The 4,567-nt window shown below is 62.4% G+C and carries 6 protein-coding genes; 5 read left to right on the top strand and 1 reads right to left on the bottom strand.

Annotated features, from left to right (window positions below; genetic code table 11):
* From VMD50_RS07630 to VMD50_RS07610, 5 genes are all read left to right on the top strand, one after another.
* The coding region (locus VMD50_RS07630; protein WP_325426433.1) for a DEAD/DEAH box helicase at nucleotides 1-635 on the top strand (635 nt) is incomplete at its 5' end.
* Between the two features lie 382 nt (nucleotides 636-1,017).
* Complete coding sequence (locus tag VMD50_RS07625) at nucleotides 1,018-1,461, top strand: hypothetical protein (RefSeq protein ID WP_325426431.1); 444 nt, start codon at nucleotides 1,018-1,020, stop codon at nucleotides 1,459-1,461.
* Nucleotides 1,454-2,074, top strand: coding sequence for an RES domain-containing protein (locus VMD50_RS07620; protein WP_325426429.1), 621 nt, complete (start codon nucleotides 1,454-1,456; stop codon nucleotides 2,072-2,074). The genes VMD50_RS07625 and VMD50_RS07620 overlap by 8 nt, the downstream gene beginning before the upstream one ends.
* Before the next feature lie 1,060 nt (nucleotides 2,075-3,134).
* Nucleotides 3,135-3,671, top strand: a complete 537-nt coding sequence (locus tag VMD50_RS07615) for a helix-turn-helix domain-containing protein (protein ID WP_325426427.1) — start codon at nucleotides 3,135-3,137, stop codon at nucleotides 3,669-3,671.
* Nucleotides 3,672-3,685: 14 nt separating this feature from the next.
* Nucleotides 3,686-4,258, top strand: coding sequence for a PIN domain-containing protein (locus tag VMD50_RS07610; protein WP_325426425.1), 573 nt, complete (start codon nucleotides 3,686-3,688; stop codon nucleotides 4,256-4,258).
* Nucleotides 4,259-4,313: 55 nt separating this feature from the next.
* Here VMD50_RS07610 and VMD50_RS07605 read toward each other — a convergent pair.
* On the bottom strand, nucleotides 4,314-4,567 hold a 254-nt coding region (locus tag VMD50_RS07605), incomplete at its 5' end, for a transposase (RefSeq protein ID WP_325426423.1).

Below are 4,567 nucleotides of genomic sequence, written 5' to 3'. Positions count from 1 at the left end.
GTACCGGACAACTCCCGGTCGACAGCTCCGACCTACTGACGCCCCATCCGGTTCTGCACCTGCACCCGACTGAATTCCAATACCGCGGCGACGCCGATCCCACTGCACCCGGTGGAATGGCCGAAATCTATCGAGCCCTCGTCGCCGATCACGCACGACTCGACCAAATCGTGGCCGATGTCCTGACCGCCGCCGAAACCGGCGCCAACATCCTGGTGCTCACCACATGGGTCGATCACCTCAACGCGATCACCGACCGGCTACGGACCGCAGGAAAGACCATCACCGTCCTCAGCGGCGGCATGAAGGCTCGTGAACGCCGCCAAATCGCCGACCAACTTGCCAACCACACGCCCGACTCTGATCCACTCCTGGTCGTCGGCACCAGCTCGTTCATCGGGGAAGGCTTCGACTGCCCAGCCCTTGACACACTGTTCTTGGCCGCGCCGATCACCTTCAAGAACCGGCTCGTCCAATACATCGGCCGCGTCACCCGGCCCTACCACTCAAAGACAACCGCGACCGTGCACGACTACCACGACGAGCGCACCCCTGTTATCGCCTCATCGCTGAAGAAACGAGCTCCCGGCTACATCAAGATGGGCTTCCCCGATCCGCGCAAGATGATCCGATAGAACTGCGCGCCACCCCACTTGACCCCCAGTCAATCCGACAGTGTGAACTACTGTTCCACTGCGTCCAATACGTCCAGGTCAGACCCATGTGATGGTCGGGTCTGTGCTGTCTTGTCCACCCTGTTCGCGCCTGTCTTGGGACACTCTTGGGCCACTGCGCTTGCCTCCTCCCCCATAGCGTCGCGCCCCCTCGCCTGCACCGAGCCGACGATCCCTTTTTGAAACTCATCGCAAACAGCCGCAGGTCACCCAGGGCCGCAGCTGTGTTTCGATTGTTTCGATCACAACTGACTCGTGATAGGATGCGACTATGCCTACCGCCGCTGCCCCGCTCGCCCGCCAAGTCGAGGCACGGGCTCAACGCGATTCCGGATTCGCACGGGTGCTCGATGCCCTTCTTGCCGCGCCGATGGTGCCGCAGGGAACGCTGGAACGCTTTGCCGCCTCCACGCTAAACGACCAGCGCCGCGCCGCCCTCGTGCGGGACTTCGTCAAGGGCGCCATGCCAACACCGAAAGCCCAAGCACTGCTGGGACTCCGGTCGCCGCAGGCGGTCCACCGGCTCCGCACGCGCGGCAAGCTCCTCGGGGCCGCCGTCGGCAATCAGACCTGGTTCCCAGCTTGGCAGTTCGACGACGACCGGCTACGGCCAGACCTGCCACAGATTCTCGAATTACTCGCACGGTTCACCTCCGATCCGTTGTCCGCCGATCGCATCATGCGCATCACGCACGACGAGTTGGGCGGCCTGTCGATCGCCGAAGCGCTGCGTCACACCAAGACCGCAGACACCGCATGGCGGATGCTCGCCGCCGTCGGTGCCTGAGTTTCCCGCCGGCTACCGGACACCCCTACCCGACGCTCGCCCCGTCGGCCTTCGCCGCCGACACGTCACCGTCGGCACCGAGATCTGGCGGGTCGACGCGACTCAACCCGCGGTGTGGACGTGGAAGGGCTTCCCCGACCCCCGCTACCGCTTCGACCCCGCGTCGGGCGCATTCCGGACGCGATACGGGGGCAGCAAGCTCGTCGGCGCGTTCCGCGAGCGATACCGGGCGACCGGACTCGTGATTCCCACCGACCACGCCACCCACCACCTGGTCCGGCTCGTCGCCGCTCGATACCTACGCGTACTCGACCTGCGCACCGAGCGGAATCTCGATGTCCTCGGCGTCGATGACCAGATCAGCACCGGCCAGCACGCGCAGGTATGGGACACCTGCCACCGGCTCGCCGATGCCGCCAGGCGATGGTGGGACCAGCTCGATGCCATCGTGTACCGGTCACGCACCACCCCCACGACCTCAACCAACTTCGCCTTCTTCGCCAACAACGCGTTCGCCATCGAGTCGTGGCCACTCGCCGATCGCACCGACATCCTCACTGATCTCGTGCTGCGCAACGGTTTCACCATTGGCTGGGAGATCGGAGGCGCGTAACAGCCAGACTCGACGCGCCTACTGGCACGCCCATCACCGCCATGAACGCCGTCACGACTTAGGTCGAAGAGCGCTATAGGTACGGCTGCGCACGACGCTGTGGGCAGTTCGGAGTTTGAGACCTCACATGGACGATCAGGCTGCGTGACGGTTCGTACCCCCAGCCCGGCAAATAACTGGAAACGCAGTTCCGCTGGGCGCGACCAAAATTGAGCTGCGATCTCCCATCTCTGGCGACTGAAATACACAGCCGGTTACCCACGCGTAAAGCTACAACCACCAGTAGCTTGAGCCATAAGCCCGACCGTGCGCGCGGCCGGATCCGGGGCCAATGGCCTCCTAGTCCCCTCAACCCACCCCTCGCTGTCTCACGAGAAGGGAACGCGTGTGACCTCACTTGATACCCGGCCCAACGGTGCCGCGATAGCCGCGCACGCGGGTGTTCGGCTCTCATCCAGTCGATGACGCAGCAGGACCAGCCGCCGCCGCGCCGGCGAACCGTGTGCACCCGGTGGCTCAGACGCTATGGAACTGCGGGTCTCCCTCAAACTTCTGGACGAAGTCCATCTGTCTTCACAGTGATCGAGCTGCGCTGACTCAACTTGCCAATGCGCAAACGAAGCCATTGCTTGATACATTGCCTTGGGACATTCTTGGCCCACTGGCAGTCGAATGGCGAGAGGCTGCGGTCTCTCCTCGGTCCGAAAACCAGATCTAACCTGCATGTTCTCTGGTCGGGCTGACAGGATTTGAACCTGCGACCACTTGACCCCCAGTAAATAGCGGCGGCGCATTTCCGCAGGTCGTGGGCAGTGTGCGCCTGGTTTCTGGCCATGCATGACGTGCATAGACGCGCAGGTCGTTCAGTGACGGGCATAACGTGTGGTCCCGAAGTGGTCCCCAACGTACGCAGGCAGCCAAGACGGAGTTCGCCGCATGATCGACTGATCGCCCTATCGATGCGTGCCGACAGGGCTGGACGATCGATCATTTGCGTAAGACCCTATTCGAACGTTCCGAAAGTGATTCCACTTCGTTCGAAGATGGGTAGGATGTTGTCGTGAACACCGAAGCCATCGAGACCACGACCCTTCTCCCCGATCATCCCGAGGAGCTCGCACTGGTGGTTGGGTTTCTGGCTGCCCACGAACGTCGCCGCGGTACAGCGGCTCAGCCGAGTTATGCACTTGTGGGCACCGACGAGCACGACCGTATCGAGTTGCCCGAAGCCGTCCACCAGGCCTTAACAAAGGTGGTCACGGCACTTCATGCGGGCAAGGCGGTGACTATCGCACCCCGGACAATGACGCTGACCACCCAGCAGGCGGCCGATCTTCTCGGCGTGAGTCGCCCGACCGTCATTCGGCTGATTAATAACAATGAGCTGCCTGCCGAACGAATCGGCAACCGGCATCGACTCCTGCTCGACGATGTTTTGGCCTATCGTGAACAGCGCCGCAAGCGTCAGTACGACGCATTGGCGGCGGCCGCAATTGAGATTGACAGCGATGGCGATCCAGAGACGATCCGAAAGCAATTACGCCAAGCGCGCCGCGCTGTGGCGGCGCGCCGCAGGAGCTCAGCCCGGCCGAGCTGACAATATGGGCACCGATGTTCGCCGCTCTCCTGGACACTTCGGTGTTGTGGCCGAGCTTGTTGCGCGACTTCCTACTTTCGTTGGCGATCGAACGGATGTATCGGCCGTTGTGGTCAATCGCCATCCTGGCCGAACTCGTGTACGCCGAATCACGCAAGCTAATGGACCGGGGCGAACAACCCGATGTTGCGGCCGCGCGGGCGGGTCACCTGATTGACCAGATGACAGCCGCGTTCGACGACGCGCTGGTCGAAAACTGGGAGCCAGTCGAAGGCACCTTCGGGTTGCCCGATCCGGACGACGAACACGTTGTTGCTGCCGCTGTCGTTGGTGGAGCAGGCGCCATCGTCACCGAGAACCTGAGGGACTTCCCTCTTGCGAAGATTCCCCCGCATATCAAGCTCTTGTCCTCAGCCGAATTCGCGGCGGACCCCGTATCGGTTTCACCAGATGTGGCGCTGCGGGCCGTACAGACCATGGCTGCCAGATACGCTGCGCCCGCACTAACGACCGACGACATCCTGAATCGTTTGGTTCAGCGATACGAGCTGACCGAAGCGGTTGAGCTCATCCGCACAGTGAACTGACATTAATCATCCGCACAGTGAACTGACATTAACGGTGGATCCGACCTTGGCATTGTTAGTTGCCGGTCGGGGTGATCCGGCCGTTGAAGGTGATCGCGAACGCGTTGAGCGCGGGCTTCCACTTCATCGCCCATCGTGCCTTACCTCGCCCGGTCGGATCCAGCGATTGGGTGACCAGGTACAGGCACTTCAGGGCAGCTTTTTCGGTCGGGAAATGCCCGCGGGCGCGGATAGCGCGCCAGTAGCGGGCGTTAATCGACTCCACGGCGTTGGTGCTGCAGATGACGCGGCGTATCTCGATGTCGTAGT

It is taken from the genome of Mycobacterium sp. (assembly GCF_035506235.1).
In the GTDB taxonomy this organism is placed as follows: Bacteria; Actinomycetota; Actinomycetes; order Mycobacteriales; family Mycobacteriaceae; genus Mycobacterium.
This window is presented reverse-complemented; position numbering and strand designations above follow the sequence as displayed.

Bases quoted from the DNA above. Each gene is read 5' to 3' on its own strand.
- VMD50_RS07610 (WP_325426425.1), top strand. From the start codon at position 3,686: ATGTTCGCCGCTCTCCTGGACACTTCGGTGTTGTGGCCGAGCTTGTTG.